The organism is Klebsiella sp. MBT K-1, from assembly GCF_002556465.1.
Classification (GTDB): domain Bacteria; phylum Pseudomonadota; class Gammaproteobacteria; order Enterobacterales; family Enterobacteriaceae; genus Klebsiella; species Klebsiella grimontii.
In genome coordinates this window covers 1-25,803 of the sequence record NZ_PDEL01000024.1, presented here as the reverse complement: position 1 = coordinate 25,803, position 25,803 = coordinate 1, and the positions used below count along the sequence as shown (strand labels likewise).

The window sequence follows — 25,803 nt, the reverse complement described above, 5'->3', positions numbered from 1 at the left end:
GCTGCACTCTTTGAAAATCAATAAGCGGCTTATAACATCGCGACGCCCGGCGGGCATCGCGATGCGGAAAAGCTACCGGCTCTGTTTTCTTAACAGATAGATAAAGTACGGCGCGCCGATAAACGTCGACAACAAGCCCGCCGGGATCTGATACGGGAACAGCATCATCCGGCCGCACCAGTCGGCGAACACCAGCAGCCCCCCGCCAATCAGGCCGGAGATCGCCATATGCGGCATCGTACGCCGGAATCCCATCATACGCGCAATATGCGGCGCCATTAATCCCACAAAGCTGAGGGGGCCAATCGTTAGCGTTGCGGCCGCGGTCAAACATGCCGCCAGCAGCAGTAGCCCAATGCGTGACGGCGTCAGCGCCATACCGACCGCCCTCGCCGCCTCGCCGCCCAGCGGCAGAATCGTCAGCCAGCGGCGGCAGAGCGGGGCCAGCGCCAGCAGGATCAGCATCACCACGCCGCTGCGCACCACCAGCTCCGGCGTCGCGCTGTAGGTGGAGCCGGAAATCCACGTCAGGATCTGCGCCATTCGCGGATCGCCGCTGGCCTGCAGCATCATCAGCAGCATGGTAAACGCGGTACTCAGCGCCATCCCCGCCAGCAGCATACGGTGCGGCGAAAATCCGCCGCGCCCGGCGGCAGCCAGGATAACCAGCAGCGTCGCCGCCGCGCCGAGGCTACCGGCGGGCAGCAGCCAGCCAAAGGCGTTGCCCGGCACGAAAAATAGCATCAGCACCACGCCAAACGCCGCGCCCGAGCTGATGCCAAGCACTTCCGGACTGGCCATCGGATTACCGGTTAAGCGTTGGATAATGCAGCCCGCCACCGCCAGCATCACGCCGGCGAACAGCGCCGCCAGAATGCGCGGCCAGCGCCAGGGCATTAGCTGATCCAGTAGCGTTCCGCTGGCCCAGTGCCAGCCCTGCGCGTCGCGGCCGAAAGCCAGCGCCGCGACGATGGCCAGCAGCAGAATCGCCAGCCCGCCCAGCGCGAACCACAGCACATGTTGGCGTTCAGCCAGCACTTTATCGCCACCGTTCATCACCGGCGCACTAATGCTGCGTAGGCGCGGCAGCAGCCATAGCAGCAGCGGCGCGCCAATCAGCGCGGTCACCGAACCGGTGGAGACCTCCATCCACACCCGGGCCAGCCACAGGATGAGCTGATCGGAGAGCCACAGCAGCAGCGCGCCAATCAGGGCCGCCAGCAGCAGGCGCGATAGCAGGCGGCGAGCGCCCAGCATCTTCGCCAGCAGCGGCGCGAACAAACCGATAAAACCAATAATCCCCACCGCATTCACCAACAGGGCGCTGATGATAATCGCCAGAGTCAACGCCCCCAGCCGCGCCAGAGAAAGCGCCAGACCGAGATTGCGCGCCACGCCGTCGTCCAGCCCCATCAGGGTCAGCGGACGCAGCAGCAGCAGGGTCAGAATCGCCCCGCCCAGCAGCTGCGGCCACAGCCGCTGCACCACGCTCCAGTCGGTCTGCGTCAGGGTGCCGGTGCTCCACAGGAACATGCTTTGCAGCTGGTCATGATGGAAGATCGCCATCAGCTGATTAAGCGCGCCGCAGTAGAGACTCACCACCAAGCCTGCCAGAATCAACGTCACCGGCGAGAGGCGTTTGCCCCACGACACGCCAAACACCAGCGCGCCGACAATGCAGGCCCCGGCCAGCGCGGCAAACTGCGACGCCAGCACGCCAGGGATTGCCCATAGCGTGGTGACCGTCATGCCCAGCTGCGCCCCGGTCGCCACGCCGAGCGTCGTCGGCTCCGCCAGCGGGTTACGCAGCACCTGCTGGAACAGCACGCCCACCAGCCCCAGCCCGGCGCCGACCAGCAGCGATATCGCCAGCCGCGGCAGCAGGCTGTAGTGGAACAGCATCTGGGCGATATTATCGATACTCGGCTGCCAGAGCGCCTGTCCCCACTCGCTTCGCGGCAGCGCCACGTTGAGGTTGAACAGCGTCAGCGCAGCAGCGACGATAAGCAGAGTTAACAGCAGAGATGTCGCCAAAGGCGAAATACGCGATCTCACGCCGGGCCTCCCTGAGCATCGGCCAACACGCGGGCAAAATGCATCGCCGATAGCGTCGCGCCATAGAACCACACCGCCGGGACGCGTTGAAAACGCCCTGCACGAACGAACGGCATCGCTTGCCACAGCGGCGTCGCCGTGAGCTGCGCCATCTCCCGCGCATTGCCGTGATCGAAGCAGATAACGTCGGCGTCTCTGTAGGCCGCCAGCCGGTCAATACCGACGGTGACGCTGCCCCAAAAGGTGGTCTCGCCCTGCCAGGCATTGTTGATGGCAAAGCGGTCGAGCACTTCCTGGAACAGACAGTTCTGCGCAAAGACCAGCACGTGGCGGGTATCAAGCAGGGTAATCATCAGCAGCGGGCGATCGCCGCGACGGGCAAAGCGCGGACGCAGGCTCTCCATCAGCGCGTCAAATTCCGCCAGATGGCGCTTCGCTTCCTGCTGCCTGCCGATCAGGGCAGCCATTTCGCTAAGCGACTGCTGAGCCATCATCAGCGGACGCTTGCCGTCGCTGAAGGTGAATCCTCGTCCGGGCGCAATACGCGCCAGCTTTTCCGCCGACGGGCCATATCCTGCCGACCAGACCAGAAACGACGGCTTCATCTGCGTCAACAGCTCCAGATTGGGTTCGGTGCGCAGCCCAACGTCAATCACCGAATCAGGCAGCGCCGGTTCATTGACCCACAGCCTGTAGTTAGGGATATCGGCAACGCCGTAGGGCGTGACGCCCAGCGCCAGCAGCAGCTCTACCGGCAGCCATTCGAGCGCGACAATACGCTGCGGATCCACTTCCGCCGCCCGCGCGCCGCGCATCTGCCATAGCAGCGGCGACAGCGCCATCGCGGTCAGCAGGCGCCGCCGCGTGATGAATGTGAGGTTTTCCATCAATAGACAAAACTTACTGGCGCTGCGCCAGCCGGATGCGGCAGGATCCCCATCGGGATGCCGTAAATTTGTTCCAGGGTTTCGCTGCGCATCAGCGCCGCGGGCGTTCCCTGAGCGATCATCTCACCGCCGCGCAGCGCAACCAGATAGTCGCAGTAGCGCGCCGCCATATTGATATCATGCAGGACGGCGATCACCGTCAGCCCGCGCTGCTGGCTGAGGCGATGAACCAGCGCCAGCACATCCACCTGGTGGGCGATATCCAGCGCCGAGGTCGGTTCATCAAGCAGCAGGCAGCGGCTATCCTGGGCCACCAGCATGGCAATCCACGCGCGCTGGCGTTCACCGCCGGAGAGGCTGTCCACCAGCCGCTGGGCCAGCGGTTTTAGCCCGACCAGCGCAATCGCCTCTTCCACTTTCTCCCGATCCGCCGCGCCAAAACGCCCCAGCGCCCCGTGCCACGGGTAGCGGCCGATCGCCACCAGCTCACGCACCGTCATGCCTTCCGCCGGTGGCAACTGTTGCGGCAAATAGGCGACTTTGCGGGCAAACGCTTTGCTGCCCCAGCTGTCGAGCGGCTGGCCGTCGAGCAAAATATCCCCATCCGACGGCGGCTGATGGCGGCCAAGCATTTTCAGCAGCGTTGATTTGCCGGAGCCGTTATGGCCAATCAGGCCGGTGACTTTTCCCGCCGGGAAAGTTAACGACAGAGGATGCAGCAGCGTTCGGCCGGGCACGCGGAAGGTCACGCGGTCCAGTGAAAACGTCGTATCGGAGTGCGGAATGTTTTCCTGCATAACGGAACCTGGTCAGAGGCGCGGCGAACCGCGCCCGTTAAGTGGTTAGAAACGGAAAGTCGCGGTCGCCACAACCTGGCGTTCAGCGCCCCAGTAGCAGGCGTATTCGCTGTAGCAGCTGGAAACGTATTCGCGATCGAACAGGTTGTTGACGTTGACCCCGATCGACGAACCCGGTAGACCAAAGCGCGCCAGATCATATTTCACGGTAGCATCCATTAACGCGTAGCCCGCGACGTTGAAGGATTCGTCTTTTTTTCCCGTCGAAGTATTGTTTTTGTAATAGCTTACCGTTGAACCGACATAGCGCGCCCCGGCGCCCACCGTCAGGCCGCTCAGCGCGGTTTCGTGGAAGGTGTAGTCTGCCCACAGCGACGCCATATTGCGCGGCACTTCCGCCGGACGCTTGCCGTTAAAGGTGGTGTCATGCTGGTACTGGGCGTCGGTATAGGTATAGGAAGCCGTCACGTTGACGTTGGCGTTAACCGCCGCTTTCGCCTCCAGCTCAATCCCGCGTGAGCGGATTTCGCCCGTCTGGATACTGAACGAGGAGTTGTTCGGATCCGCCGTCAGGTTTTTATCTTTGGTCAGTTGATATACCGCGGCGGTCAGCACAACCGGCATATCCTTCGGTACGTACTTCACGCCGGCTTCGTACTGTTCGCCGTGGGAAGCATCGAAGGGTTTGCCATCCCGCGACGATCCGGAAACCGGCTCAAAGGACTGGCTGTAGCTGAAGTATGGCGAGATACCATTATCAAACAGATAGTTAATGCCGCCGCGCCAGGTGAACTGCTGATCGTGATTTTTGGCGAGGGTATTCGCAGGGCGCGTCAGGGTGGAAGCCATCGCATAGTCGTAGCGGCCACCCAGCGTCATCACCCACTTATCCCACGCCATCTGATCCTGCGCGTACAGGCCGGTCTGCTCCATGCGGTTCAGCACCGAATAGGGGAAGTTAACGCTGACGTCTGGATTGCCATACTGCGGGTTCTGCATGTCAATCGCGGAAGCCGTCCCGTAGTCGGCCTTAACATCATTACGCATGCGCGAATAATCCACGCCGGTTAACAGAGTGTGCCCTACCGCGCCGGTTGCGAAATCAGACTGCAGCTGGGTATCAACGGTGAACGTATTGAGATGCTCATCGGAGCGAACATACGCGCGGTTGATTTTGCCTGTCGGCGTATATCCGTTGCCGTAGACTGAACGATACAGGGTATGGACATCCGCATAACGCAGATTCTGACGCACGGTGAAAGTGTCATCAAACTGGTGCGAGAAGCTGTAGCCGACCATCTGCTGACGGCGAGACATCTTATTATTCGCTTCGCCTTCGTTGAAGTCCGTCGGCAGCTTGTGCGCCTTACCGTTGGCGTCGTAATACGGCACCACTGTCCCTTCACGCGGCAGCCAGCCGTAATACCCGGCATAGGGATCGCTCTGAAAATTACTCAGGAAAGTGAAGTCCGTTTTGTCATCCGGACGCCAGCTAAAGGAGGGCGCGACCGCATAGCGGGTCGATTTCGCCATCTGCTGCTGGGCATCCTGGCTGCGACCCAAACCAGTCAGGCGATACGACCACACCCCGTCATCATCAATGGCATCGCTGAAATCAAACCCCGTCTGCCACAGATTATCGGTACCCATTTTAAACTGGATTTCTTTCAGCGGCTCAGTGGTCGGTCGCTTGCTGACCATGCTGACGATACCGCCAGGGTTGCTGTTGCCGTACAGCACCGACGTTGGCCCACGCATCACTTCAACACGTTCAAGGAAATAGGGGTCCATCGACACTTCAGAATAGTTATTCCCCTGCAGCTTCATCCCATCCAGATACTGGTTGGTGTTCACCGTCGTCGACGTGGTGAAGCCGCGAATCGTCACTACGTCATAGGTGGTTGAGCTGCCGCGAGTCGAGAATACGCCCGGCGTATAGGCCAGCGCTTCTTTAACCGTCGTCGGCTGCTTCATCTCCATTTCCTGGCGGGTCACTACGGAAATAGACTGCGGCGTTTTTTCGATGGGCGTATCGGTTTTTGTTGCGGTCGCCGAATGTTTCGCCGCGATGGTCGCTGCCGGTCCCCAGGCGCTCTCCTGCGGAGCCGGAGCGGCGGTTACGGTGATGGTTTCTTCTTTCGGTTCAACTGCCGCCTGTGCATAAACAGACATGCCGCTAACCGCCGTGGCTACTACAGCTGCGATTTTACGCAGCGAGTGATTTGGCTGAGCAGTTTTAAGACGCGCCATGGGTATATCTCTAATAGAAGTGAATGATAACGTAAACGAGAATTATTATTATAACGGCTGACATAATAGGCGAAACGATCGCGGCAAGGCAAGAAATATGCCCCTGACGAAATATCAAAGGATGAATAAATAACCAGACGGTAAGTGTGGAGTTAAGCGGGTGTTAATTAATTTATCGATATAAAAAGGCCCCCTAATACTGAGGTATTAGAGGGCCACTATTTTAGCATCCATTTAAACGACGAAGCGTCGGCTTAAAGGATGAAGCGGAACGTTAATTACTGCCGAACATATCCTTAATCCAGCCCGCGACGCCATCGCTCTTCTCCTGCTTCGGGGGTTGCTGCTGCTGGTTTTGCTGCTGTTGCGGCTGCTGCCCGGACTGATTGAACGGATTATTCGCCTGCTGCTGCTGGAGCTGCTGCTGTTGGATCTGTTCGCCCTGGCGGCACAGCGCGTCCGGCGTGGTGGTCCATACCGGCAGCGAGCGCATGCCGCCGCTGCAGACAAAGTTACCGCTGCCATCGACGCCCATATCCACCACGTCTTCCGGCGGCGTCAGCACCAGCGGGGTCGGGGTCTGGTTTGCCAGATAGCGCTGGTAAATGGACATTGCGCCGCTGGCGCCGTACAGCTTGGTCGGCTGGTTATTATCGCGACCCACCCAGGTAATGGTCACCTGACCACCGTCAATACCGGCAAACCAGGTATCAACGTTGTTGTTGGTGGTCCCGGTTTTACCCGCCAGATGCAGGCCCGGATACTTCGCGCCCAGCTGGCGACCGGTACCGCGCTGCACAACCTGCTGCATGGTCCATAGCGTCATGTAAGCCGCCTGGGCAGGCACCGCGCGCTCCGCCTGCGGATAGCTCTGATAGAGCACGGTACCATCTTCGGCGATAACGGAACGCAGCGCTGACAGCGGCGCGCGGTTGCCCCCGCTGGCGATGGTCTGGAACGCCTGCGCCACTTCAATCGGCGTCAGGTTCAGCGCCCCCAGCAGCATCGACGGAACCGCGTTCAGCTGATTCTTCGGCGCGCCCAGTTTAGTCCAGGTATCGACCACTGCCGGCAGGCCCAGCGCCATCCCGAGGTTCACCGTCGGCACGTTCATCGAACGCGTCAGCGCATCGACCAGCATCACCTTACCGCTATCGCTGTAGCGACGGTCGTCGTTCTGCGGCGACCACGTCTGGCCATTAGACAGGCGAATCGAGATAGGCGCATCGGCAATCCAGGTATTGAGACGATACTGGTTCGGCTGGCTTAGCGCGGTCAAATAGGTCGCCGGTTTTGCCAGTGAACCAATTGAACGGCGCGCCTGCATTGCGCGGTTATAGCCGGCAAACTGCGGCTCCGCCCCGCCGACCATCGCCCGCACCTCGCCGGTGAAGCGATCGACGACCACCATCGCGGTTTCCAGATCCGGCAGCTTACGCTGTTTCTTCAGCGCCGGAATACCTTCCGTCGCCGCCTTTTCCGCCGCATCCTGCGCGACTGAGTCGAAGGTGGTGAAGATCTTCACGCCGGAGAGATCTTTCACTTTGTCGCCCAGTTTCGCCTGCAGCTCCTGGCGCACCATCTGCATAAACGCCGGCTGCGGAGAGATAACCCCGCCGCGCGGCTGTACGCCCAGCGGACGCGCGCTCAGCATGTCATACAGCTCTTGATCGATAACCTGCTGCTGCTGCAGCAGACGCAGCACGAGGTTGCGTCGCTCCAGCGCCAGTTTTGGGTTACGCCATGGGTTGTAGACCGACGCGCCTTTTACCATCCCCACCAGCAGCGCCTGCTGATCGAGGCTCAGCTCTTCCACCGGACGGCCAAAGTAATAGAGGCTCGCCAGCGGGAAGCCGCGGATCTCGTTATCGCCGCTCTGACCGAGGTACACTTCGTTCATATACAGCTCAAGGATACGATCCTTGCTGTAGCGGGCATCAACGATCAGCGCCATATAGGCTTCGTTAGCCTTACGCCAGTAGGAACGTTCGCTGGAGAGGAACAGGTTCTTCACCAGCTGCTGGGTCAGCGTACTCGCCCCCTGCACCGTACGCCCGGCGGTCAGGTTCGCCAGCACCGCGCGGCCAATCGAGTAGAGGCTGATGCCGTCGTGTTCGTAGAAATGGCGGTCTTCCGTCGCCAGCAGGGTATCGACCAGCAGATCCGGGAAGCCGTTGCGCTTAACAAACAGACGCTGTTCGCCGTTGGCCGATTGCAGCATGGTGATCAGGCGCGGATCGAGGCGGAAGAAACCGAACTGGCGGTTATTATCCATATTCTCGATGGTATCCAGGCGATCGCCGTTGAAGGTCAGACGCGCGCGCACCTGTCCTTCTTTACTGTCCGGGAAATCGAACGGACGGCGGATCATCTCGATGCTGTTGGCCTGTACCGTATATTCGCCCGGGCGCGTCATCGCGCTCACCTGGCGATACTGCGTGGCGTTAAGCAGACGCACCATTTCGTTTTTGCTGATCTGCATATCCGGCTCAAGGTTGACCATCCGGCCATAGACCGCGGCGGGCAGATCCCAGACTTTACCGTCAATGCGGCTACGGATTTTCTGATCGAGGTAGACGCCATAGGCGGCAATCAACACCGCGCAGACGACCCCAATCTTAATCAGCAGCCATAGCCAGGCGCGTTTACGACGAGGGGGTTTACCGCCTTTGCCTTTTCCTTTCCGCGGCATCGGTTTTTCATCCTCATAGTCATCATCGTAATCGTCGTCGTAGTCCTCTTCCCGAACCCGACGGCGAGTTACCTTTTGTTTTGCCGGGCGCGAGGGTCTCCCCTTACGTCCGATCGGCTCGCGGTCATCTCCCGCCATGCTTTTTCTCCGCAACTTACAGGCGTAAAAGCCTGATTCTCAATGTTTCCCCGATTGGGGGAAAGAAGAAATCTCTCAAATTGACGCCCGACCGTTTTGGCTTTCAGGCGACCATTTATGAACTGCGCGACGCGTTATCATGTCGCTCGCATGATTTTCACTTTAAAAATTCACCATACAAATCACATTGTTACCGGCTTCATCGACAGAATAGTTCGGGACACGGAACTGATTGTCCAGGCGATACAGGATAGCACTAAACCGTGACATTCTTAACCAGCATTTTACATGCTCATCAGGTAACAAAAGGGAAATTATTATGTTTTTTAACAACATAAACATGTCCGCCCGTCTCCTTCTGCATACCGCCAAAAGAAAGCGGAACGGTAACGCCGGAAAATAGTATTTCCGCCAGCAAAAAGAAATAACGCAGATGAAAGAAAAAGAAATTTAAAAGCGCGCAATGATAAAAACGCGAGCGGCTTAACATTGATAATTTGGCAGATTTTCTGATGACTACGGATAAATATTTGTTAAACTGTCAGCCAATTAATTTTTCCGATTAATATATTATGCGCAACTTTATTCTATTTCCGCTGATGGCGGCCGCCCTGCTCTCAGGTTGTCAGCAAAATCGCCCGACAACCCTCAGTCCTGCCGTGAGCGGTCAGGCCCAGCTAGAGCAGCTTGCCTCCGTCGCCGCCGGGGCGCGCTATCTGAAGAATAAGTGCAACCGCAGCGATCTGCCCGCCGATGAAGCGATTAACCGTGCGGCAATAAACGTGGGTAAAAAGCGCGGATGGGCGAATATTGACGCGAATCTTTTAAGCCAGCGCAGCGCGCAGCTATATCAACAGCTCCTGCAGGACAGTACTCCGGAAGCGACAAAATGCAGCCAGTTTAATCGCCAGCTGGCGCCCTTTATTGATAGCCTGCGCGACAATAAATAGCGCTTATTTATATTCCGCCAGCGCTATTTTATTCTGCCTGCGGACTCTCCTCAATCGCCCCGCCCGGCCAGTCATCCAGCGCCGCGAGGGTAAACGTTTTACCGTTGAAGCTAAATACGGTGAGGTCCTGCTGAATCTGCTCGATAACCAGGTTCGCCAGCGGCGAGTCGCCCTCCTTCCAGGACTGTCCGTTTAATACAATGCTGCGTTTATCCGCCAGTGAAGCGTAGACGTGCGCGCTGTAGCGCAGAGGCGGCAGGTTATCTTCATCTATCGCTATTTCCGGTTCAGCCTGAATTTCGGGCCCGGCGTTAACCGGCGCCACGGCAGCTTTGACCGCCGGTTGGTTCAGCGGGACTAACGCCGCATGGGCTACCGACTGCCTCATCGGCTGCGGCTCGGGCTTGTTCCGCCACTGCTCGCCGCCGAACCATCCGAGCGCAATCAGCAGCGCGGCGTACAGCGGTACGGTCACGTAGGGGATCTGCACCATTCTTCCTACCGCCGCCGGGGGCTCGGACTGCGGGTACGGCTCTTGCGGGCGAACAAGCACCGGCTTCTCCTTAATCAAGACACGCCATCCCGGCCCGGGGTTTTGACGCCGCGGGCCGGGAGGTTAAGGTTTTACTTACTGCTTACCGGCAGCCCGGCGCCCTGGGCTTCGCCCTGCGGCAGTTCCAGCACCGCAACGGACCAGGCCGGCAGAGTGACGGTGCCATCAGCGGCAATCTGCACGCCGTTTGCCAGCGAGTTTTCGCCCGCCGTCTGCTGGATCGCGCTCAGCTGCAGCGTTTCACCGGCAAACTCATTCAGCGTGCGGCTTTCCGGCGCGGCGTTAATCGCCACCACCAGACCGTCAAGGCGGCTATCCAGGCTGGCGCCCGCTTTCATCCCGTCATCCACGGTCATCACCAGCAGACCGGCCTGTTGGTCGGAACCGGTATTACGGAAATCAACGCGCTTCATTACCGCGCTGCCATCGCCCAATGTGAACAACGGCGAGGATTTCCGCAGCTCGGTCAGCTCCTGGTAGAACGCGGTCATCTGCTTCAGCTCCGCTTCGCCCGGGGTGGCAACCATCTCTTTGACGCGAGTAATCACCTCATAGTTGCTGCCGTCATCGCTGATGCGCGGCATACCAACGTTGTAGTTATTATCCTGCAGGGAATAATCCACGCGGTTGAACCAGTCGCCGGAGTCGTAGGAGTCGCGGGTAAAGGATTTCGAACGCAGCAGTTCAGAGCCCTGCTGATCGAACGCGATCCCCTGCCCCAGCATCACCGTCGCCAGCGAAACGGCCTGCATGCGAACGCGGGTCGCCAGATCGGCTTCCTGGGACGCTTTGTAGCTGATCATGTCCCACAGCGTCTGGTTGTCGTGTTTCGAAACATAGTTGACGACTTCCGTCGGGTCTGCGGCGTAGCCGCCAGGCGCGCCGTTATAGTCAATTTCGCTGCCTTTCTTCGCCGCGCCGTCTTTGTCGATCATCACAAAGTCAGCGAGGTTACCGGCCATCCCCAGACGGGTCAGATCGGCCAGATGGCGGACCTGGTCATCGCTCAGGCTGGCGAGTTCGTTTGGCAACACGCCCGCGCCGCTGCCGATGCCCTGGTTCTGACGCAGCGCATCGCCGGAATCGAACGGGCCGCCGCCGCGCACGGAATCGCGCAGGCGATCGGAGAACGTGCCGATACCGGTACCTTTCAGGTTGATCTGCGAGGCGATTTCAAAACGATCGCTCTGGTTAGAGTCCCAGCCTTCGCCGAAGAAGTAGATATCCGGGTTCAGGGCCTTAATGCGCTCCCACGCCGACAGAATTTGCGCTTTCGGGTGATAGCCCATCAGGTCGAAGCGGAAACCATCGATTTTATAATCGGTGGTCCATACCGCCAGCGAGTCGGCGATCAGCTTGGCGAACATCCGATGCTCCGGCGCGGAGTCGGAACAGCAGGTGGCGGATTCGACGCTGCCGGTGGTTTCATTCAGACGCTGATAGTACCAGGGTACGATCTTATCCAGTACCGACGTGCGATCGGTCGGACCCGCGGCGTTGGTGTGGTTGTAGACCACGTCCATAATGACGTTCATCCCCAGATCCTGCTTGATCGCCTGAATCATGGTGCGGAACTCTTTGATGCGCGTCGTGCCTTCCGGATCGGTCGCGTAGGATCCTTCCGGAACCGTGTAGTGGAACGGATCGTAGCCCCAGTTGTAGGAGTCGGTCTGCGCCACCAGCGTATTCAGCGCCTGCACCTGCGGATTATCCTGGCTATCGCTCTGCTTAAGCTGATTCAGTACCTCTTCCACCGTGGAGCCGCTGTCGCAGTATCCGGCGAACTCGCTGCTTTTCACCGCGCTGTTCACTTCACACAGGCGACTGAACGGTTGCTGAATATCGGCGACCTTGTCGCTGAACTCGTTCACCGTCGCCAGATCGAAGACCGGCAGCAGCTCAACGTGCGTCACACCTGAAGCGGAGAGCGTCTTCAGATGCTGCACCATATTGCTGTCGCCGGCGGTCAGCGCAAGGTATTTACCGCGCAGTTCGGCCGGAACGGTCTGGTCCCAGGCGGAGAGATCGCGAATATGCGATTCATGGATCGTCATCTTCGCTAAATCCGCTTTCGTCTTCTGGGCGTGCGGCATCGTCAGGTTGTCCCAGCCGTCAGGCTTCAGGGCGCTGTCGTTGAGATCGACCACCTGGCTGTACTCCGAGTTGGTCGACAGGCTATGCGCATACGGGTCGGTGACTTCGTACTGTTCAACCTTACGCGACTGCGGGTGATAAACCGTCATCGCATAGCGGTAGAACGCGCCTTTCAGATCGCTGCCGCCCTGCCATGACCACGCGCCGGAAGCGCTGTCGCGGGTCATAGGATGGCTGCCAATGACTTTCTTATCGGCGCTGTAGACCACCACATCCACCTGCTGGGCAGTCGGCGCCCAAACGCGGAAGGTGACGCCGCCGTCGGCCAGCTGCGCGCCGTAGCTCAGGGCTTCCGCCGCTTCGGCATAGGCGTCATCCAGGACGCCCGCCGTCTGCACCTGGGTGGCGGAAATCAGGATCCCGTCCTCTGCGGCGGCAATGGCGACCGTTTCGCCCTGCAGCAGCTCGTCAACGTTGGCGTTGTCCGGCAGCTTAAAGGCCGCATAGCTGGAAAGGTGCGGGAAGCGCATGCTGACCTGCTGGCTGACGGTAGTCGGCGTCAGCTTCAGGTAGCGGTCGGTAAATTTGCCTTCACCGTCGGCCGCCACTTTACTGCTGCGGCTGTAGTAGAGGCGCACGATGGGCTTATCCTGTCCGCCCGGCCACAGCAGCGTATTTTTGTCGACCCAGTGGGCTTCGGCCAGCGCGACGCCAAAAGCGGCGCGGAAGGCGTCGGCGCGGGAGTCATAGACCGCGCTGTTACCGGCGATCACCGATACCGTACGATCGGTGAAGTCGCCAAACGACACCCGCAGGTCGCTATCGATCAGCTTATCGGTGCCGTCACGAACGATGACGTTGATACAACCGCTCTCTTTGTTGAGCGGGATCACCCAGTACGGGCCATATTTATCGCTGCCGCTCGGCGTGGTGCTGACGTCATTCCAGTCGGCCACCGGCGCGCTCAGCGCGTCGCAGGTTTCATTGTTCCAGAGATAGAGGTTTTTGCTGCTGTAGTCCGCCGCGCTACTGCTGGTGATCCCGGCAATATCCACCAGGTGGATGACCGCCTGGTTTTCTACCGCCGTGACCGCTTCGCCGGGCACCGCAACGTCAGGTAAACGTACAACCACATCCTGATTATCAGGAGTGTCGGGATTTCCAGAGGAAGAAGAAGAGGATCCGTTATCGCAGCCGCTAAGTAAAACCAGCGATCCCAGAACCAGGGCATTACGGGTATATCTGAGCATTCGATAGTCCCTATACATGCTGATTAAATTATATGAAGTGTTATATACGCGAAACTATTCCTGGCGCACTTAAGCCCCATGAAGAAATGACGAGCATATCTTTAAAGCGTCGATAATTAGATATTCTTGCTCTCTTAGGTTCAATCATCCATTCACTCCTCCTCCGGGGGCGTAGGCGGCCGGAGGAGAAAAAATAAAAAGGGAATGACGACCGCAATAGCCAAACTCTTTATGATTCGCAGCGACCTACGCAGATTCCCGCAATAAGCACGCTCAAAAATAAAAAATGCCCCACCCATATCGGTAGGGCGGTACCTTTTGCTGAGGGAAATAGAATGAGCAAAGGAATACAAATGCATAATTCCGTGATGAGATTAACAATACCAAATAAAAAAATAATTAATTACGCGCCTCATATTGTGACCTCCATCATATTATTTTTTATCTGCCAGCAGCTCGCGCAATTAACCTGGAAAATAATTCTCCCGGTAAACTTTACGGATAACGCATTGAGCTCTGCCGATATGACGTCGCCCGCAGCCCCCTCCGCGGAAACGGTGCTGCCGCGCTTTACGCTGTTTGGCCTTGCGGAGAAAACCTCCGCCTCCGCGCCCGGCGGCAACCTCGACCAGGCGCCCGTTTCGGCGCTCAAACTGCGCGTTACCGGCCTGCTCGCCAGCACCGACCCGTCCCGCGCCATCGCTATCATGATGAAAGGGAATCAACAGGTTAGCCTCGGTATTGGCGATAATACGCCGGGCGGAGAGGCGAAAATCGTCGCCATTTCCCCCGACCGCCTGATTGTTAATTACCGCGGCAGAAATGAGGCTATCCCGCTGTTTAACGACCCGCCCGCCGTCGGCAAAAATAGCGCCGCGCCGCCAGCCCGCCACCTGGCGCAGGAGCTCCGGGCGCAGCCGCAAAATATTCTTCATTACCTCAATATTTCGCCGGTCATGGTTAACGACAAACTCAGCGGATATCGCCTGAACCCGGGCAAAGACCCGGCGCTATTTCGCCAGTCGGGTCTCCGGGAAAACGATCTGGCGATAGCCCTCAACGGTCTGGATTTACGCGATAAAGAGCAGGCCCGCCAGGTATTAGCCCAGCTGCCGGAATTAACTGAAATAACCCTTACCGTTGAACGCGACGGCCAGAAAAACGATATTTATCTAGCCCTGAGGGATGAATAATTGATCATCGCCAACGTTATCCGCTCATTTTCCCTGACGCTGCTGATATTCGCCGCGCTGTTATTCAGACCGGCCGCGGCGGAAGAGTTTTCCGCCAGCTTCAAGGGCACCGATATTCAGGAATTTATCAATACGGTGAGTAAAAACCTGAATAAAACGGTCATTATCGATCCCAGCGTGCGCGGCACCATTACCGTGCGCAGCTACGATATGCTCAACGAAGAACAATATTATCAGTTCTTCCTCAGCGTCCTTGATGTCTACGGTTTCGCCGTAATTAATATGAATAACGGCGTCCTGAAAGTGGTGCGTTCGAAAGACGCGAAAACCGCCGCGGTGCCGGTGGCGAGCGATGCCGCGCCGGGTATTGGCGATGAGGTCGTCACCCGCGTCGTGCCTCTGACCAACGTCGCCGCCCGCGATCTGGCGCCGCTGCTGCGCCAGCTTAACGATAACGCTGGCGCGGGCAGCGTGGTGCACTATGAACCCTCCAACGTCCTGCTGATGACCGGCCGCGCGGCGGTAATCAAGCGCCTGCTAACCATTGTCGAACGCGTCGATAACGCCGGAGACCGCAGCGTAGTGACCGTTCCGCTGTCCTGGGCCTCCGCCGCCGATGTGGTCAAGCTGGTGACCGAACTCAACAAGGACACCAGCAAATCGGCGCTGCCCGGCTCGATGGTCGCCAACGTGGTGGCCGATGAACGCACCAACGCGGTGCTGGTCAGCGGCGAGCCGAACTCCCGCCAGCGGATCATCGCCATGATTAAGCAGCTCGACCGCCAGCAGGCGACCCAGGGCAATACCAAAGTCATCTACCTGAAATACGCTAAAGCCTCCGACCTGGTCGAAGTGCTGACCGGTATCAGCAGCACGATGCAGAGCGAAAAGCAGGCCGCGAAGCCGGTGGCGGCGCTGGATAAAAATATCATTATCAAAGCGCACGGCCAGACCAACGCCCTGATTGTCACCGCCGCACCGGACGTAATGAACGACCTTGAGCGGGTAATCGCCCAACTTGATATCCGCCGCCCGCAGGTGCTGGTCGAGGCGATTATCGCCGAAGTGCAGGACGCTGACGGCCTGAACCTCGGCATCCAGTGGGCCAATAAAAATGCCGGGATGACCCAGTTCACCAATAGCGGCCTGCCGATATCCACCGCCATCGCCGGGGCCAACCAGTACAACAAAGACGGCACCGTCAGCAGCTCGCTGGCCAGCGCCTTAAGCTCCTTCAACGGCATTGCCGCCGGCTTCTACCAGGGCAACTGGGCGATGCTGTTAACCGCCCTCTCCAGCAGCACCAAGAACGATATTCTCGCCACGCCGAGCATCGTTACCCTCGACAACATGGAAGCCACCTTTAACGTCGGCCAGGAGGTCCCGGTACTCACCGGCTCGCAAACCACCTCCGGCGATAACATCTTCAATACCGTCGAGCGCAAAACCGTCGGCATCAAGCTAAAGGTGAAGCCGCAAATCAACGAAGGCGATTCGGTCCTGCTGGAGATCGAACAGGAGGTCTCCAGCGTGGCGGACGCCGCCTCCAGCACCAGTTCGGATCTCGGCGCGACCTTCAATACCCGTACGGTCAATAACGCGGTGCTGGTCGGCAGCGGCGAAACGGTGGTCGTCGGCGGCCTGCTGGATAAAAGCGTCTCCGACACCGCCGACAAAGTGCCGCTGCTCGGCGATATTCCGGTCATTGGCGCGCTGTTCCGTTCCACCAGCAAAAAGGTCTCCAAGCGCAACCTGATGCTGTTTATCCGCCCGACGGTGATCCGCGACCGCGACGAGTACCGCCAGGCCTCATCCGGGCAGTACACCGCTTTTAACGACGCCCAGAGCAAACAGCGCGGCAAAGAGAACAACGACGCGATGCTGAATCAGGATCTGCTGGAGATCTACCCGCGCCAGGATACCGCCGCGTTCCGTCAGGTCAGCGCCGCTATCGACGCGTTCAATCTGGGAGGCAATCTATGACCCCCGCCGCTGAACGACGCCCGCTGCTCCCCTTCGGCTACGCCCGCGCGCACAGCGTGATGCTCCTGAGCAGCGGCGAAAGCTGCGAGGTTTTCTGCCTCGCCGCTACCGCGCCGCAGGCGCTGCTGGAAGCCCGCCGGGTCGCCGCGATGCCGTTCCGCCTCGAGCGGCTGGAAGAAGAGGCGTTCGAAAAGCTGCTGGTGCTGAGCTATCAGCGCGACTCCGCCGAGGCCCGGCGCATGATGGCCGATATCGGCAACGAGCTGGATCTGTATACCCTTGCCGAAGAGCTGCCGGACACCGACGACCTGCTGGACAGCGAAGACGACGCGCCGATTATCCGCCTGATTAACGCCATGCTCACCGAGGCCATCAAAGAGAAAGCCTCGGATATTCATATCGAAACCTATGAGCGCCACCTGCAAATTCGCTTTCGCGTCGACGGCGTCCTGCGCGAAATCCTGCGCCCCCAGCGCCGACTCGCCGCACTGCTGATCTCGCGCATTAAGGTGATGGCGAGCCTGGATATCGCCGAAAAGCGCATTCCGCAGGACGGGCGCATGGCGCTGCGCATTGGCGGACGCGCCGTCGACGTGCGCGTCTCTACCCTGCCGTCGAGCTACGGCGAGCGCGTGGTGCTGCGTCTGCTCGACAAAAATAGCGTCAATCTCGACCTGCTGACCCTCGGGATGACTCCCGCCCTGCTGCGGCAGGTGGATGGGCTGATCGCCCGCCCGCACGGCATCGTGCTGGTGACCGGGCCGACCGGTTCGGGAAAAAGCACCACCCTCTACGCCGCGCTGAGCCGCCTCGACGCGCGCGAGCGCAACATCATGACCATTGAAGACCCCATCGAATATGAGCTGGAGGGCATCGGTCAGACCCAGGTTAACGCGAAAGTCGACATGACCTTTGCCCGCGGGCTGCGCGCCATTTTGCGCCAGGACCCTGACGTGGTGCTGGTGGGCGAAATCCGCGACGGCGAGACGGCGCAAATCGCCGTTCAGGCCTCGCTAACCGGCCATCTGGTGCTCTCGACGCTGCACACCAACAGCGCGCTGGGGGCCATCTCGCGCCTGCAGGATATGGGCGTGGAGCCTTTTCTGCTCTCCACCTCGCTGCTGGCGGTGATGTCGCAGCGGCTGGTGCGCCGGCTCTGCCCACATTGTCGCCAGCAGGAACCGGCAAACGCCGACGCCGCCCACCAGATGGAGATCGCCCCCGGCACGGCACTCTGGCAGCCCCGGGGCTGCGCCGAGTGCGGTTTTACCGGCTATCGCGGACGCACCGGCATCCATGAACTGCTGCTGGTGGACGATCGCGTACGCATGGCTATCCACCGCGGCGAAAATGAGGTGACGCTGATCCAACAGCTGGGGACGGATTATATGACCCTGCGCCGCGCCGGGCGGGAAAAGGCGCTGGCTGGGATCACCAGTTGGCAAGAGGTGCTAAGGGTCACCGAGCAGCCGATCGTGGAGGCTTCCTGAAATGGCGCTGTTTCGTTACCAGGCCCTCGACGAACAGGGCAAACCCCGGCGCGGCGTCCAGCAGGCGGACTCCGCCCGCCACGCGCGCCAGCTGCTGCGGGAAAAGGGCTGGCTGGCGCTGGACATCGACCCGGCAGCCAGCGGCGGCAGACCATCGCGCTTTATGCGCCGCACCAGCGCCCGCGATCTCGCCCTCGTCACCCGCCAGCTGGCGACGCTGGTCGCCGCCGCGATCCCGCTGGAAAAAGCGCTCGACGCGGTGGCCCAGCAGAGTGAAAAACCGCAGCTGAAAACGCTGATCGCCGGCGTGCGCGGCAAAGTGCTGGAAGGCCATTCGCTGGCGGAAGCGATGCGCGGCTACCCGGGCTGCTTTGACGCGCTCTACTGCGCGATGGTCGCCGCCGGAGAAGCTTCAGGCCACCTCGACGGCGTGCTGAACCGGCTGGCGGACTACACCGAGCAGCGCCAGCAGCTGCGCGCCCGCCTGCTGCAGGCGATGATTTACCCCATCGTGCTGACCCTGGTGGCGGTCAGCGTGATCGTCATTCTGCTGTCGACGGTGGTGCCGAAGGTCGTCGAGCAGTTTATCCACCTTAAGCAGGCGCTGCCGTTTTCCACCCGCCTGCTGATGGCGATGAGCGATATGCTGCGCGCCGCCGGGCCGTGGCTGCTGCTGGCGATTTTGCTCCTCATTCTCCTGCTGCGCTACCTGCTGCGGCAGCCGGCAAAGCGGCTGGCCTGGCACAGGCTGCTGCTGCGCCTGCCGTTAATTGGCCGGGTCGCGCGCAGCGTTAACAGCGCCCGCTACGCCCGCACCCTGAGCATCCTCAACGCCAGCGCCGTTCCGTTGCTGTTGGCGATGCGCATCAGCGCGGATGTGTTGAACAACGCCTGGGCGAAGCGCCAGCTGGAAGCCGCCAGCGACGCGGTGCGCGAAGGCGTGAGCCTGCATCGCGCGCTCGAAATGACCCAGCTTTTCCCGCCGATGATGCGCTACATGGTCGCCAGCGGCGAACGGAGCGGCGAGCTCAACAGCATGCTGGAGCGCGCGGCGGACAACCAGGACCGGGATCTGAGCGCACAAATTCAGCTGGCCCTCAGCCTGTTTGAACCCCTGCTGGTGGTGGCGATGGCCGGCATGGTGCTGTTTATCGTCCTCGCCATCCTGCAGCCGATACTGCAGCTCAATACCTTGATGAGTATGTGATTGTTCTAATGGAGAAAAATATGCAACGACAGCGCGGATTCACCTTACTGGAAATCATGGTGGTGATTGTTATCCTCGGCGTGCTCGCCAGCCTCGTGGTGCCCAACCTGATGGGCAACAAGGAAAAGGCCGACCGGCAAAAAGTGGTCAGCGATCTTGTGGCGCTCGAGGGCGCGCTGGACATGTACAAACTGGACAACAGCCGCTATCCCACCACCGAGCAGGGGCTGCAGGCGCTGGTCAGCGCGCCATCCGCCGAGCCGCACGCGCGCAACTATCCCGAAGGCGGCTATATCCGCCGTCTGCCGCAGGACCCCTGGGGCAGCGATTACCAACTGCTGAGCCCCGGCCAGCATGGTCAGGTGGATATTTTCAGCCTCGGGCCGGACGGCGTGCCGGAGAGCAATGACGATATCGGCAACTGGACGATCGGGAAGAAATAGTGCGACAGCGCGGCTTTACGTTGCTGGAGATGATGCTCATTTTGCTGCTGATGGGGGTCAGCGCGGGCATGGTGCTGCTGGCTTTCCCCGCCTCGCGCGACGATAGCGCGGCGCAGACGCTGGCGCGCTTTGAAGCGCAGCTGCGCTTTGTCCAGCAGCGCGGGCTGCAAACCGGCCAGTTCTTTGGCGTCTCGGTGCACCCAGACCGCTGGCAGTTTCTGGTTCTGGAGGCCCGCGATGGCGCCGATCCGGCCCCCGCCGACGACGGCTGGAGCGGCTATCGCTGGCTGCCGCTGCGCGCCGGACGCGTCGCCACTTCGGGCAGCATCGCCGGGGGCAAGCTGAACCTCGCTTTTGCGCAGGGCGAAGCCTGGACGCCGGGCGACAATCCCGATGTGCTGATCTTTCCCGGCGGCGAGATGACGCCGTTCCGGCTGACCCTCGGCGAGGCGCCGGGTATCGCGTTTAACGCCCGCGGCGAAAGCCTGCCCGAACCGCAGGAGGCGCAATGAAAAAGCAGTCCGGTATGACGCTGATTGAAGTCATGGTCGCCCTGGTGGTCTTCGCTCTCGCCGGGCTGGCGGTGATGCAGGCGACGCTCCAGCAAACCCGCCAGCTGGGACGCATGGAGGAGAAAACCCTCGCTAGCTGGCTGGCGGACAATCAGCTGGTACAGCTCCGGCTGGAAAACCGCTGGCCCGCGCTGAGCTGGTCGGAAACCACGCTGCAGGCGGCAGGCGTCAGCTGGCACATTCGCTGGCAGGGGGTGGAGACCGATCTGCCTCAGTTGCGGGCGCTGGACGTCGAGGTTCGCCACGCCAAAAGCGATAAGACGCCCGTCTCTTCGCTGCGCACCTACGTGACATCGCCATGATCCGGCGCTCAAGCGGCTTTACCCTCGTCGAAATGCTGCTGGCGCTGGCCATTCTCGCCGCGCTCAGCGTCGCCGCGGTCACGGTGCTGCAAAACGTGATGCGCGCCGATACGCTCACCCGCGATAAGAGCGGGCGCATGCAGGCGTTACAGCAAACGTTCAGCCAGATGGCGGCGGACTTTAGCCAAATCATTCCCCGCCGCAGCCGCGACAGCGCAAGCCTGTTTTTTGCCGGGCGCTTTCAGCTCGGCAGCGATGACGGGGCCATCGCCTTTAGCCGCAACGGCTGGCCCAATCCTTTGGGGCTCCTGCCGCGTTCGGAAATTCAGAACGTCAGCTACCGCCTGCGCGGCAGCCAGCTGGAACGTCTGAACTACGACCAGCAGGACCCGCTGCCCGGTAGCCAGCCAACGGTGACTATTGTGCTGCGCGACGTGCGGGCGTTTGGCCTGCGTTTTTACGCCAGCGGCCGCTGGCAGGACGAATGGCAGCAGGCGCAGACGCTGCCGCAGGGGCTGGAAGTCACCCTGACGCTGGAGCCGTACGGCGAGATCCGCCGGCTGTTTCTGCTTACGCCGGGAGACAGCCGATGAACCACCGCCAGCGCGGCATCGCCCTGCTCATGGTGCTGCTGATCCTCGCCCTGATGATGGTGCTGGCGAGCGCCATGACCGAGCGCAGCGCCCGGATGTACCAGCAGACCGCCACCACCCTCGATAACCTGCAGGCCAAATGGTACGCGCTGGGGGCGGAAACCCTGGCGGCGGCGCTGCTGCAACGCGACGCGCTCGACTCGCCGAACCAGACCCACCTGGCGCAGAACTGGGCCCAGCAGGGGCGCCGCTTCACGGTCAATGACGGCGAGATCTACGCCACGATTACCGACGCTCAGGCCTGCTTCAACCTCAACGCCATTAACCAGCGCGGCGACGACGAAAGCGCCGCAGTACCTTACCCCGCACAGATCTTTACCCGCCTGCTGGAAAACCTCGGCAGCGAGCCGCTGCGCGCCTTACAGCTCACTGCCGCCCTGCGCGACTGGGTCGATGACGATCGCCAGCCGCTGCTGAACGGCGCGGAAGACGAGGTCTATATGGCGCAATCCCCCGGCTATCTGACCGGCAATCAGCCGCTGCAGGACGTCAGCGAGCTGCGTCTGCTGGCCGGGATGGACGCCGCGCTCTATCAGCGCCTGCTGCCCTACGTCTGCGCCCTGGCGGACGAGACGCTGCAGGTGAACGTCAATACCCTGCAGCCCGATCGGGCCGCGCTGCTGGCGGCGCTGTTCCCCGCTGAACTCACCCTCGTCGAAGCCCGGCAGCTGCTGCAGGCCCGCGCGGCCACCGGCTGGAGCAGCGTCGCCGCCTTCCTGTCGCAGCCGGCATTACAAAAAACCGATACCGCCGCCGCGCGCCCGTGGCTGGCGGTTCACAGCGAGCGTTTTATCGCCACCTTCAGCGTAGTGATGGGCAACGCCCGCTATCAGCAACGCAGCCTCCTGCAAAAGCAGGGGCGTACCTTCGGCGTCGTCCAGCGGCGCTACGGAATCTACTGGGTAGCCGATGAATAACCACCATACCTCTTCCGCCGCCGTGCTGATTATTCGCCTCAATCCCGATGCCGCGACGGCGATATGGCGGCTGGCCGCGCCGGGCGACACGGCGCAGACTGGCGAGTGGCATCCTGACGCTGGCGATCCGACGCTCAGCCTGCTGGCGCAGCGCCATCCGGCCTGGGTACTGGTGCCCGCCAGCGATTGCGCATTTCATCGCGTCGCTCTGCCCGCCGGGGCGCGCAGAAGACCGCAGCAGGCGCTGGCGTTTTTACTCGAAGAACAGCTGGCGACGGAAGTTGAGGAGAGCCACTTTGCCTTGCTCCACCAGCACAAAACCGACTGCGCCGTGGCGGTGGTCGGGCGGGAAAAGATGCGCGCCTGGCAGGCCTGGTGCGACAGCCTCGGGCTGAGCGTACTGGCTCTGACGCCGGATGTCCTGGCGCTGCCGCACAGTCCCACCGGCTGGAGCGCCGTACGCTGCGGCGAGCAGTGGCTGTTTCGCTGTGATACGTGGGGCGGAATGGCGGTGGAAACCGTATGGCTCGACCAGCTGCTGACCCACTGGCAAGACCTCGCGCCCATCGCCTGCTACTCGCCGCCGCCGGATATCGCCGCGCCGTGGCAGCCTCTCCCGGCGCAGGATCTGCTGCAGCTGGCGGCGGCCAATCCTGATGCGCGCAGAATCTGCTTACGCCAGGGCGATTTTGCCGCAAAACGCCGCCGGCAGCCGACGCCACGACGCTGGCGCCCGGTAATCGTCGCGGCGCTGGCGCTACTGCTGCTGTGGAGCAGTAATTGCCTCCACGATCATCTCATGCTGGGACAGCAGGCCGACGCCGCCGTGCAGGCCAGCCGTGATTTTTACCGCCAGTGGTTCCAAACGGAAAAGAACGTCGTCAACCCGCGCCTGCAAATGCAGCAGCATCTGCGGCAGATGAAAAACGCGGGCGCCCGGCCGGCGCTTATCTCGCGGCTCGGCGCGCTGCAGCAAATCATCGACGACACGCCGGGCATCCGCCTGCGGACGTTGAGCTTTGACGCCGCGCGCAACGCGCTGCAGCTGGAGATATCCGCCGTTTCCTCGCAGGCCCTGGAGCAGTTCAGCCAGCGGGCGCGGGCGAGGTTTCGCGTGCAGACCGGCGAGATGAAGCCGCGCGCCGACGGTATTGAAGGGCGCCTGACGCTGGAGGGGAACGATGCATAACCTGCTCGCCTTATGGCAACAGCGTACGCGCCGCGAACGGTGTCTGCTGCTGGGTATGGCCGTGGTACTGCTCATCGGCCTGGTCTATTACACGTTATGGCAGCCGTGGCAAAACCGCGAGGCGCAGTGGCGGCAAACGCTGGCCAGGGAGCAGGCCAGCCTGCAGTGGATGCGCCAGCAGACGCCCCTTATCCGTCAGCTTCGCAATCAGAAGCCGCCCACCGCGCCGGAAGAACCCTCGACGGTGATTATGCGCGAAGCCGCCCGTCACGGTCTCACCATCGTTCGCCTGCAGCCGCAGGGCTCCCGCCTGAGCCTTACCGTGCAGCCCGCCGATTTCCAGGCGTTGATGGCATGGCTGGACGCGCTGGGGCAGGCGGGGATGACCACCGCCACCCTGGCGGTGACCGCCGTAGCGCAGCAGCCCGGCTGGGTGGCCGTCAATACGCTGGTGCTGGAGCGCAGCGATGAAAAATAGACTCACTATCGGCCTGCTGCTGGCGGCGATCTATCTCTTCTGGCTGCTGCTCAGCGCGCCGGCGCGTCTGCTGGCCCTGGCGCTGCCGGACGGCGCGCGGCTCGCGCAAACGTCGGGCACCCTGTGGAAGGGAGAAGCCCTTCAGGCCAGCTGGCACGGTTTCGATATCGCCCATTTACGCTGGGAGTTTGGCTTCTCGACCTGGCTTCCCGGCTGGCATATCCGTTTTAACGATCCCTCCGGCCTGCGCGGCCAGGCCTGGCTGCACGGCCTGAACGAGTTTGTGGTGCGCGAGGGACGGCTCGTGATTCCGACCCGTTTAATCAGCCAACAACTGGCGCTGGGTATGCCGCTGGAAGCCCGCGGCCAGTTGGCGCTGACGCTGCCGGAGGCCAGCTTTAACGCCAACGGCTGCCGGCGGATAGCCGCGAGCGCCGTGCAGTGGCAAGATGCGGCGCTCAGCTCCCCCGCCGGGTCGCTCGAGCTGGCCCAGGTCAACGGCAAATTAAGCTGTACCCCGGCGGGCGCGCTGGCTATCGCCCTGACCCAGGACTCCCATCAGCTTAGCCTCGCTGGACAGGGCGTTCTGACGCCCGACGGGCACTATACGTTTAACGGTACGCTGCAACCTCGTCAGGCGGCCCCGGCGCTGCTGACGCTGCTGGTCGCGCAAAACGGCCGTAAAGATGAGCAGGGACGCATACCGTGGCGGTGGCAAGGAGAGTGGCTATCCGAGGAGAAAAAATAATGGTCGAAAACATCGCGTTATTACCCGAGTTCGCCGCGCAATACCCGTTTCTCTGGGGCAGCTTTTTATTCCTGTCCGGACTGGCGTTCGGCAGCTTTTTTAACGTCGTTATCCACCGTCTGCCGCTGATGATGGAGCAGGCAGAGGGAATCAATCTCTGTTTTCCCGCGTCGTTCTGTCCGCAGTGCCGTGAGCCCATCGCCTGGTGGGACAATATTCCGCTGCTGGGCTTCCTGTTTCTTAAGGGGCGTTCGCGCTGCTGCGGGCAGCCGATCTCGCCTCGCTATCCTCTGATGGAGCTGGCGACCGGCGCGCTGTTTGTGCTGGCGGGATACCTGATGGCGCCGGGCGTGCCGCTGCTGGGCGGGTTGATTTTATTGTCGCTGCTGCTGATCCTCGCCGCCATCGACGCGCAAACGCAGCTGCTGCCGGACGGGCTGACGCTACCGCTGATGTGGGCCGGGCTGTTGTTCAATCTTAGCGCGACTTACGTGCCGCTGGCGGAGGCGGTCGTGGGCGCGATGGCCGGGTATTTATCGCTGTGGTCGGTGTACTGGGTATTCCGCCTGCTGACTGGTAAAGAGGCGCTGGGCTACGGCGATTTTAAGCTGCTGGCGGCGCTCGGCGCGTGGCTCGGCTGGCAGGCGCTGCCGCAGACGCTGCTGCTGGCTTCCGCCAGCGGCCTGGTCTGGACGCTGCTGCAGCGCCTGATAACCCGGCAGTCGCTGCAGCAGCCTTTGGCCTTCGGGCCCTGGCTGGCGCTGGCGGGCGGCGGCATCTTTTTGTGGAGCCAAATTTAACCCCCCATTTTCCCGGTGGCGCTGCGCTGACCGGGCTACGGGTTCCCCGCCGTCTGCGGACCGGTAGATACTGTGAACGCCTGCGACTCTTTTCACCACTGTCATCTTCTCCGGCTCCCGGATGACAGGCACAACAACGACAGCGACATCCCGCGCTGTCGT

General features: G+C 61.1%; 21 protein-coding genes. 14 read left to right on the top strand and 7 right to left on the bottom strand.

What is annotated here, in order from left to right; translation table 11 throughout:
* Positions 1 to 72 precede the first annotated feature (72 nt).
* From fhuB to mrcB, 5 genes are all read right to left on the bottom strand, one after another.
* Positions 73 to 2,055, bottom strand: a complete 1,983-nt coding sequence (fhuB, locus tag CMQ96_RS26225) for a Fe(3+)-hydroxamate ABC transporter permease FhuB (protein ID WP_049085788.1) — start codon at positions 2,053 to 2,055, stop codon at positions 73 to 75.
* Positions 2,052 to 2,942 (bottom strand): Fe(3+)-hydroxamate ABC transporter substrate-binding protein FhuD, encoded by an 891-nt coding sequence (fhuD, locus tag CMQ96_RS26220; protein WP_024360354.1) that lies wholly within the window; start codon positions 2,940 to 2,942, stop codon positions 2,052 to 2,054. Before fhuD ends, fhuB begins: the two co-directional genes overlap by 4 nt.
* Positions 2,942 to 3,739: a Fe3+-hydroxamate ABC transporter ATP-binding protein FhuC gene (gene fhuC / locus CMQ96_RS26215; protein ID WP_024360353.1), complete on the bottom strand. Its 798-nt coding sequence runs from the start codon at positions 3,737 to 3,739 to the stop codon at positions 2,942 to 2,944. Before fhuC ends, fhuD begins: the two co-directional genes overlap by 1 nt.
* A 45-nt stretch (positions 3,740 to 3,784) precedes the next feature.
* Positions 3,785 to 5,989: a ferrichrome porin FhuA gene (fhuA, locus tag CMQ96_RS26210; protein WP_049088231.1), complete on the bottom strand. Its 2,205-nt coding sequence runs from the start codon at positions 5,987 to 5,989 to the stop codon at positions 3,785 to 3,787.
* A 274-nt stretch (positions 5,990 to 6,263) separates the two neighbouring features.
* Positions 6,264 to 8,819, bottom strand: coding sequence for a bifunctional glycosyl transferase/transpeptidase (gene mrcB, locus CMQ96_RS26205; protein ID WP_004872057.1), 2,556 nt, complete (start codon positions 8,817 to 8,819; stop codon positions 6,264 to 6,266).
* A gap of 572 nt (positions 8,820 to 9,391) precedes the next feature.
* On the opposite strand from mrcB, the gene pulS reads away from it, so the two are divergent.
* Positions 9,392 to 9,769: a GspS family T2SS pilot lipoprotein variant PulS gene (gene pulS, locus CMQ96_RS26195; RefSeq protein WP_049085784.1), complete on the top strand. Its 378-nt coding sequence runs from the start codon at positions 9,392 to 9,394 to the stop codon at positions 9,767 to 9,769.
* 28 nt (positions 9,770 to 9,797) lie between these two features.
* On the opposite strand, the gene gspB is transcribed toward pulS, so the two are convergent.
* Positions 9,798 to 10,322 carry a type II secretion system assembly factor GspB gene (gene gspB, locus CMQ96_RS26190; RefSeq protein ID WP_004872074.1) on the bottom strand — a complete coding sequence of 175 codons (525 nt, stop codon included), beginning with the start codon at positions 10,320 to 10,322 and terminating at the stop codon, positions 9,798 to 9,800.
* 71 nt (positions 10,323 to 10,393) lie between these two features.
* Complete coding sequence (gene pulA, locus CMQ96_RS26185) at positions 10,394 to 13,666, bottom strand: pullulanase-type alpha-1,6-glucosidase (protein ID WP_098067559.1); 3,273 nt, start codon at positions 13,664 to 13,666, stop codon at positions 10,394 to 10,396.
* 353 nt (positions 13,667 to 14,019) lie between these two features.
* Between pulA and gspC the strand changes: the two genes are divergently transcribed.
* The 13 genes from gspC to CMQ96_RS26120 are packed head-to-tail and all read left to right on the top strand — an operon-like array spanning position 14,020 to position 25,641.
* On the top strand, positions 14,020 to 14,859 hold the full coding sequence (gene gspC / locus CMQ96_RS26180) for a type II secretion system protein GspC (RefSeq protein ID WP_024360347.1): 840 nt from the start codon (positions 14,020 to 14,022) through the stop codon (positions 14,857 to 14,859).
* On the top strand, positions 14,860 to 16,842 hold the full coding sequence (gene pulD / locus CMQ96_RS26175; RefSeq protein ID WP_024360346.1) for a GspD family T2SS secretin variant PulD: 1,983 nt from the start codon (positions 14,860 to 14,862) through the stop codon (positions 16,840 to 16,842).
* Positions 16,839 to 18,332, top strand: a complete 1,494-nt coding sequence (gspE, locus tag CMQ96_RS26170) for a type II secretion system ATPase GspE (protein ID WP_098067558.1) — start codon at positions 16,839 to 16,841, stop codon at positions 18,330 to 18,332. The genes pulD and gspE overlap by 4 nt, the downstream gene beginning before the upstream one ends.
* 1 nt (position 18,333) lies before the next feature.
* Positions 18,334 to 19,539, top strand: coding sequence for a type II secretion system inner membrane protein GspF (gene gspF / locus CMQ96_RS26165; RefSeq protein ID WP_098067557.1), 1,206 nt, complete (start codon positions 18,334 to 18,336; stop codon positions 19,537 to 19,539).
* Positions 19,540 to 19,559: 20 nt separating this feature from the next.
* Positions 19,560 to 19,982, top strand: a complete 423-nt coding sequence (gene gspG, locus CMQ96_RS26160; protein ID WP_004098709.1) for a type II secretion system major pseudopilin GspG — start codon at positions 19,560 to 19,562, stop codon at positions 19,980 to 19,982.
* Positions 19,982 to 20,494 carry a type II secretion system minor pseudopilin GspH gene (gene gspH, locus CMQ96_RS26155; RefSeq protein ID WP_004872083.1) on the top strand — a complete coding sequence of 171 codons (513 nt, stop codon included), beginning with the start codon at positions 19,982 to 19,984 and terminating at the stop codon, positions 20,492 to 20,494. The genes gspG and gspH overlap by 1 nt, the downstream gene beginning before the upstream one ends.
* A complete protein-coding gene (gene gspI / locus CMQ96_RS26150) occupies positions 20,491 to 20,856 on the top strand; it encodes a type II secretion system minor pseudopilin GspI (RefSeq protein WP_024360343.1) in 366 nt (121 codons plus the stop codon). The genes gspH and gspI overlap by 4 nt, the downstream gene beginning before the upstream one ends.
* Positions 20,853 to 21,449 (top strand): type II secretion system minor pseudopilin GspJ, encoded by a 597-nt coding sequence (gene gspJ, locus CMQ96_RS26145; RefSeq protein ID WP_024360342.1) that lies wholly within the window; start codon positions 20,853 to 20,855, stop codon positions 21,447 to 21,449. The genes gspI and gspJ overlap by 4 nt, the downstream gene beginning before the upstream one ends.
* Positions 21,446 to 22,426 (top strand): type II secretion system minor pseudopilin GspK, encoded by a 981-nt coding sequence (gene gspK / locus CMQ96_RS26140; protein WP_004872086.1) that lies wholly within the window; start codon positions 21,446 to 21,448, stop codon positions 22,424 to 22,426. Before gspJ ends, gspK begins: the two co-directional genes overlap by 4 nt.
* Positions 22,419 to 23,615, top strand: coding sequence for a type II secretion system protein GspL (gene gspL, locus CMQ96_RS26135; protein ID WP_049085778.1), 1,197 nt, complete (start codon positions 22,419 to 22,421; stop codon positions 23,613 to 23,615). Before gspK ends, gspL begins: the two co-directional genes overlap by 8 nt.
* Positions 23,608 to 24,093, top strand: coding sequence for a type II secretion system protein M (locus CMQ96_RS26130; RefSeq protein ID WP_098067556.1), 486 nt, complete (start codon positions 23,608 to 23,610; stop codon positions 24,091 to 24,093). The genes gspL and CMQ96_RS26130 overlap by 8 nt, the downstream gene beginning before the upstream one ends.
* Positions 24,083 to 24,841: a type II secretion system protein N gene (locus CMQ96_RS26125; RefSeq protein WP_098067555.1), complete on the top strand. Its 759-nt coding sequence runs from the start codon at positions 24,083 to 24,085 to the stop codon at positions 24,839 to 24,841. The genes CMQ96_RS26130 and CMQ96_RS26125 overlap by 11 nt, the downstream gene beginning before the upstream one ends.
* The gene (locus tag CMQ96_RS26120) at positions 24,841 to 25,641 is read left to right on the top strand and encodes an A24 family peptidase (RefSeq protein ID WP_098067554.1); all 801 of its coding nucleotides are present in this window, start codon (positions 24,841 to 24,843) and stop codon (positions 25,639 to 25,641) included. Before CMQ96_RS26125 ends, CMQ96_RS26120 begins: the two co-directional genes overlap by 1 nt.
* Positions 25,642 to 25,803 lie beyond the last annotated feature (162 nt).

Coding starts and splice junctions, on each gene's coding strand:
- CMQ96_RS26125 (WP_098067555.1), top strand. CDS start 24,083: ATGAAAAATAGACTCACTATCGGCCTGCTGCTGGCGGCGATCTATCTC.
- gspI (WP_024360343.1), top strand. CDS start 20,491: ATGAAAAAGCAGTCCGGTATGACGCTGATTGAAGTCATGGTCGCCCTG.
- gspL (WP_049085778.1), top strand. CDS start 22,419: ATGAATAACCACCATACCTCTTCCGCCGCCGTGCTGATTATTCGCCTC.
- gspG (WP_004098709.1), top strand. CDS start 19,560: ATGCAACGACAGCGCGGATTCACCTTACTGGAAATCATGGTGGTGATT.
- gspE (WP_098067558.1), top strand. CDS start 16,839: ATGACCCCCGCCGCTGAACGACGCCCGCTGCTCCCCTTCGGCTACGCC.
- pulS (WP_049085784.1), top strand. CDS start 9,392: ATGCGCAACTTTATTCTATTTCCGCTGATGGCGGCCGCCCTGCTCTCA.
- fhuC (WP_024360353.1), bottom strand. CDS start 3,739: ATGCAGGAAAACATTCCGCACTCCGATACGACGTTTTCACTGGACCGC.
- gspF (WP_098067557.1), top strand. CDS start 18,334: ATGGCGCTGTTTCGTTACCAGGCCCTCGACGAACAGGGCAAACCCCGG.
- mrcB (WP_004872057.1), bottom strand. CDS start 8,819: ATGGCGGGAGATGACCGCGAGCCGATCGGACGTAAGGGGAGACCCTCG.
- gspJ (WP_024360342.1), top strand. CDS start 20,853: ATGATCCGGCGCTCAAGCGGCTTTACCCTCGTCGAAATGCTGCTGGCG.
- fhuD (WP_024360354.1), bottom strand. CDS start 2,942: ATGGAAAACCTCACATTCATCACGCGGCGGCGCCTGCTGACCGCGATG.
- pulA (WP_098067559.1), bottom strand. CDS start 13,666: ATGCTCAGATATACCCGTAATGCCCTGGTTCTGGGATCGCTGGTTTTA.
- fhuA (WP_049088231.1), bottom strand. CDS start 5,989: ATGGCGCGTCTTAAAACTGCTCAGCCAAATCACTCGCTGCGTAAAATC.
- CMQ96_RS26130 (WP_098067556.1), top strand. CDS start 23,608: ATGCATAACCTGCTCGCCTTATGGCAACAGCGTACGCGCCGCGAACGG.
- CMQ96_RS26120 (WP_098067554.1), top strand. CDS start 24,841: ATGGTCGAAAACATCGCGTTATTACCCGAGTTCGCCGCGCAATACCCG.
- gspC (WP_024360347.1), top strand. CDS start 14,020: ATGCATAATTCCGTGATGAGATTAACAATACCAAATAAAAAAATAATT.
- gspK (WP_004872086.1), top strand. CDS start 21,446: ATGAACCACCGCCAGCGCGGCATCGCCCTGCTCATGGTGCTGCTGATC.